Here is a 4,869-nt window from a genome sequence, read left to right as displayed (position 1 = left end):
CTACATCAGAATAAACCTTATCTTCAGAAACACCATCATCCTTAACCGATTTAACCGTGAATGTAGGAGCGGTCCATGTTCCACCATCATACTTGGCGCCACCGCCAAAATAAGATGCAGCACCGCTACCTAGTGAATGAAGCTGTGAACCATTAACGGCATCATGAGAATCCTTGGCAATCTTACCAATTCCAACATTATGCAATGCAACAGTGCCTGTTTTGGGATCACCAAAAGTCACACTGCTTTGTTTCGCTTTAGGTGCTGTTCTGGTAAGTGTACTGACCTCTTCTGTTGTATCTTCTTCTACATCGTAGAAAACTGCTATAGAACGCACGTCTTCAATATTTTTAGAAAGAGTGGTTACGTTTTCATCAAGCTGACCTTTGTTAACAGCATCAGTATCATCAGTACCTTTTGCCAATCCTGTTATCTTTTTACTGCCAGCACCAATACCAGTCGTCGTTATTTGCGGACCACCCGTAATCACTAAGCCGGTGGCATCTAGGGTATTTGTGCCTGCCTTTAAGCTCGTTAATGCAACATCTTGAGCCAGATCAAATTGTACCTTATTATCCTTATCGCCTTTTGTAAGATTAAGATTTGTACTTCCAGTTACCAAATCCAATGGGCTGGTTGAATTAACGTTCGTCGTATTTTTACCATTAACAGAGAGCCCCCAACTTGGGTTTATAGAATCTTGTAGAGCTTTTAGCTGTGCAACATTTACCGCATCAGAGTCGTTCGTGCCAGCGGCAACACCTACAATCTGTCTGGTTTTTCCTTGCTTAGCATCACCAATACTGAGTGCACCAAGACCGGATAGCCATGTATTGTCCTGTTTATCTGAATTCTCTCTAGTACGAGGATCATAACCCCCAAAACCAGGTCCAACATTCGCTACAGAACCGCTTCCCAAAGCAATACTATCTTTAACTGATGCTTTTGCTCCACTACCAAAAGCAAGCGCAGATTCGCCGGTAGCTGTTGCGCCAGCACCAAGAGCAACTCCACCAACAGCAGCTACAGATGCATTTGCACCTAAGGCAATTCCATTTAACGAACCTTTTGGATCATTTGTGGAACCACCATTCTTTACAGATGCGCCAGAACCAAAAGCAAGCGCACCGCTAGAGAGTTTACTAACGCTGGCCTTGCTACCAAGAGCGACTGAATTTTCTGCATCAGCTATAGCATCTGCAAAATCTTTGCCAGTAGTGTTAATTTTTAAACCTTTTATAACCCCTGCTGCTTGTCCTGCTTGTGCTGCTTTTAGCTGTGCAAAATTCACTGCATCAGTATCATCAGTACCTTCTGCCAATCCTGTTATCTTTTTATTACCAGCATTAATACCAGCTATTGTTATTAGCGGACCATCTGCAATCAATAAGCCTGCTACGTTTAGGGTACTTGGGCCTACCTTTAAGCTCGTTAATGTAACATCTTGAGCCAAATCAAATTTTAGCTTATTATCCTTATCACCTTTTGTAATCCGAAGATTTGTACTTCCAGCAGAAAAATCTACTCCACTACCCATAAGAACAGTTGTAGCATTTGCACCGCCAGCAGAGAGTCCCCAACCGTTTTTTCTTACAACATCTTCTAAGTCTCTCAACTGCCTAACATTCACAGCATCGGCAACCTCAGAACCAGCTGCTACGCCTGTAATTTGTCTGGTTATACCCTTACTATAATCACCAACACTCACTGCACCCCGCGTACTTTTCCATTGCGCCTCAGTGTTTTTTGCAGGACCCTGCAACAAAGAAGTATAACCAAACACACCAGCAGCCCTATCGGCTTTAGAATCTCTTCCCAGAGCAACGCCATCTGGGGACCCAGCTAAGGAATTGGCACCTATAGCGATAGCTCCATCTGCCCTTGCTTCCGAATAAAATCCAAAAGAAATGGTCCAATGACCAGTTCCCTTTGCACGATGACCAATAGCAGTTGAACCAAACCCTAGGGCTTTAGAAACGGCTCCTACAGCCGTTGCATAATCACCCTGCGCGGTTGTATAATCATTTGCCCCGTGTGTGCTGTCAGGATTATATTCACTACCTATTGCAACAGTGCTTTTTCCTATAGTGTGAGCCATGTAACCTATAGCAATAGCATCACCCTGCTCTGATGTCTGAGCGTTATGGCCTATAGCAATACCGTCCGCTCCCTTTGCAGATGCACCTGTACCTTGAATAACAGTGTTACTCGCTCGTGTATTTCCACCCCGCAAAAGGTCAGAAACATTAACAAGCGTTGCATTCTCATCATTTTCTGCAAACGGTTGGGCTGTAGAGCTATCAACCACAAAGGACTGTGGACTAATGAGAGGCTTTTTATCTTGCACCCCTGCATTTAACGTTTTTTTCGATAGGTTATTACTGTTTGCTGTCAAAACATTGATTATAGAGCCCTCATCACTCGGACCTAGAAGAGTTTTGGTTAAAAAATTTGCATAGTTATCAGCAGCATTTACCTTGGGTGTCAAAGCAACATTCAGCGCTGTTAAATAATTGTCTTTTGAGACAGAAGAAGCATTCAAACCAGCAACAGAGATGATGTTTTCTGGATAAGAGACACCAGCACTGTTAACACCCTCAAGAAATGTGTTTCTAAAATCAGAATTTGCTGAAAAAACAGGTGTAACATTCGATAAAAATGTAGCCGCTGCAGCCAACGAAAGAACTTTAACAAAAGAAAAACGAGAACGTTTTAATTCACTCGCTGCTTGTGGGGCATATAATTTTTTCATAACAAACTCTCCAATGAAAAAACTTAAAAACACCTCCAAAACATAAAAAAGACACATTTTAGCATTATTGACCTCTTTGGAATTGAGAATAGAGGATTATTGCTTAGAGTGTGAACGTTTTGAGTCTTTAATCTTGTTTTGTTTGTGCTTTCTGTGTTGAGACCTAAATGTTTGTTTTTTGATTATGTTTTGTGGACATAAAAATGACACATTTAGAGTCTAAGGGGTTTAATGTGCTGTTTTTTCCTAACTAAAAAGAGGTCTCGCATATTTAATCTTACTTTTTACTTGGTCGTCGTTACTATAAAATCTTTCAAAAAAGGTTTTAGTATGTGTTTTCCTAGTTATAGACTTTAGTTTTATTAAAAAGCATTTTTTTGTTAATAACAAGTAAAGTAAAAAGAGATTGTAATATGTTCGAAATCTAGCTTGCCTCGGATAATCGGCTTTTTAGTTAGGTTTTCTCTTTTTAAAGTATCATATAATGATATATGCGCGGTCTTGTGATGTACCTTCTATCTTTACGCACTACTTTTCCCCCCCTTTGAAAGTTATTTTATCAAAATGAGTCTTACTAATATACATTTCCACATCACTATAGACTGTTCAAGAAAATAGCAACATAAAAATATGACTTTTTAGCAATATGGATTCTACTGTGATCTTTTTTCAACAAAAATATAGAAAAAGCTTCTATAAAACCTCAAAGTTTATAGCCTCATCTGTTGCTTTAGGTCCATCAGCTACTGCGGAGGGTCTAAGTTCTATTGCTGTAGGTTTGAATGCGCAGAGCAAAGGAGATAATTCAGCTGCTTTTGGTGATCTTGTATATGCATCAAATATTATGCTTATCTCTAGATAAATACTGTAGCGTCTTAAAAAAAATCACCCTCATTTCAATCAATAAGGGTGAAAATTTTATTAAGTTTTCGTTGTTCTTATTATTTTATTTTCAGAGTGATTGCACCACCTATTCCCCAATGACCACCAGCACTCGTGGCAGAGAGATTAGAGCGGATTTTTCCGTTTTCAGATGTATAACCAGCACCAAGAGCAAATGCGGATTGTCCACGCCATGCGCCGCTACCAAATGAAACACTCAAAGATCCTGGTTCGTCGAAGTAACGTAGGTTGGACGCTGCTAGACCAACAGCTGCTGCTTGCCTTGCTTCTTTGCGTACACTCTTAATGTCATAACTTAAAATATTAAACTTCATATCTGTATATTGGTGAGCCCGATCAACGGCATCATCAATAGCATCGATAACGATATTATTCACTCGTTGATCTGTGTAATGCTTTGATTGATCAAGAACGATCTTCATCTGCTCTTGGGTATAGTCGTGAAGTTGACCACCATTTACAGCTTCTTTCGAACCTTGTTCAATACGACCATCCGCAACATTATCAATCATAACAGGTTCGCTTTCATTCCCACCTTTTAGAGTGATCTTATTGGTCTTTTTACCATCAGCATCTTTATCATAGTTAACTGCGCCATCAGAAAGATTATTAACCGTGTTTTCAATATTATCAACTCTGTTTTCAATATTGAAAACCGTTTCACCCATATCCGTAACCGTAGTGGAAATATTGTCGACTCTGTTTTCGATATGCTTAATATCTTTCTCAACGCCAGTGATCCGTTCGTTGGTCTGCCAAAGCTGTCCGCCATTGACTGCATCTTTTGAACCTTCTGCAATTTTACCATCTGCTACATTGATAATCTTACTTGGTTGACCATCGTGGCTAGCATCATAGGCTTTTTTCTGCTCATTCCAATTTAAACCATTGGACGAAACATTATTTTCAACATTTTGAATGCGATTGTTTATCTTGGACATACTCTCACTTACGCCGTCAAAAGCATTGGCAACGTCATGATAGGTCTTCTTCTCACCAGAACTACCGTCATTATTGAATTGTGCTATCTTGAAAGTAGGAGCGGTCCATTTTCCATCATTATAGCCAGCGCTACCACCAAAATACGCAGCAAGCTGATTACTCATCAAATAAAGTTGCGAACCATTTACAGCATCGGTTGAGTTAGCAGAAATATCTCCATTAGCAAGAAACTTAATTTTTCTATTGGTTCTTTCCTCTCCATGCTGTGCTAC

The 4,869-nt window shown here is 40.0% G+C and carries 2 protein-coding genes and 1 pseudogene; 1 reads left to right on the top strand and 2 read right to left on the bottom strand.

Annotation, left to right across the window (positions count from 1 at the left end; genetic code table 11):
- Window positions 1-2,752: pseudogene (locus ACFIKQ_RS01270) on the bottom strand (hypothetical protein); the annotation flags it as partial.
- A 658-nt stretch (window positions 2,753-3,410) separates the two neighbouring features.
- On the opposite strand from ACFIKQ_RS01270, the gene ACFIKQ_RS01265 reads away from it, so the two are divergent.
- Window positions 3,411-3,614 (top strand): hypothetical protein, encoded by a 204-nt coding sequence (locus tag ACFIKQ_RS01265; RefSeq protein WP_375655647.1) that lies wholly within the window; start codon window positions 3,411-3,413, stop codon window positions 3,612-3,614.
- A 79-nt stretch (window positions 3,615-3,693) separates the two neighbouring features.
- Here the strand turns inward: ACFIKQ_RS01265 and ACFIKQ_RS01260 are convergent.
- A partial coding sequence (locus ACFIKQ_RS01260) for a Vomp family autotransporter (RefSeq protein ID WP_375655646.1) occupies window positions 3,694-4,869 on the bottom strand: 1,176 nt, incomplete at its 5' end.

Origin of the sequence: Bartonella sp. MR63HLJHH (genome assembly GCF_042194155.1) — a bacterium.
In the GTDB taxonomy this organism is placed as follows: Bacteria; Pseudomonadota; Alphaproteobacteria; order Rhizobiales; family Rhizobiaceae; genus Bartonella; species Bartonella grahamii.
Note: the sequence above shows the minus strand (reverse complement) of the source record. Positions and strands in the feature narration are given on the sequence as shown.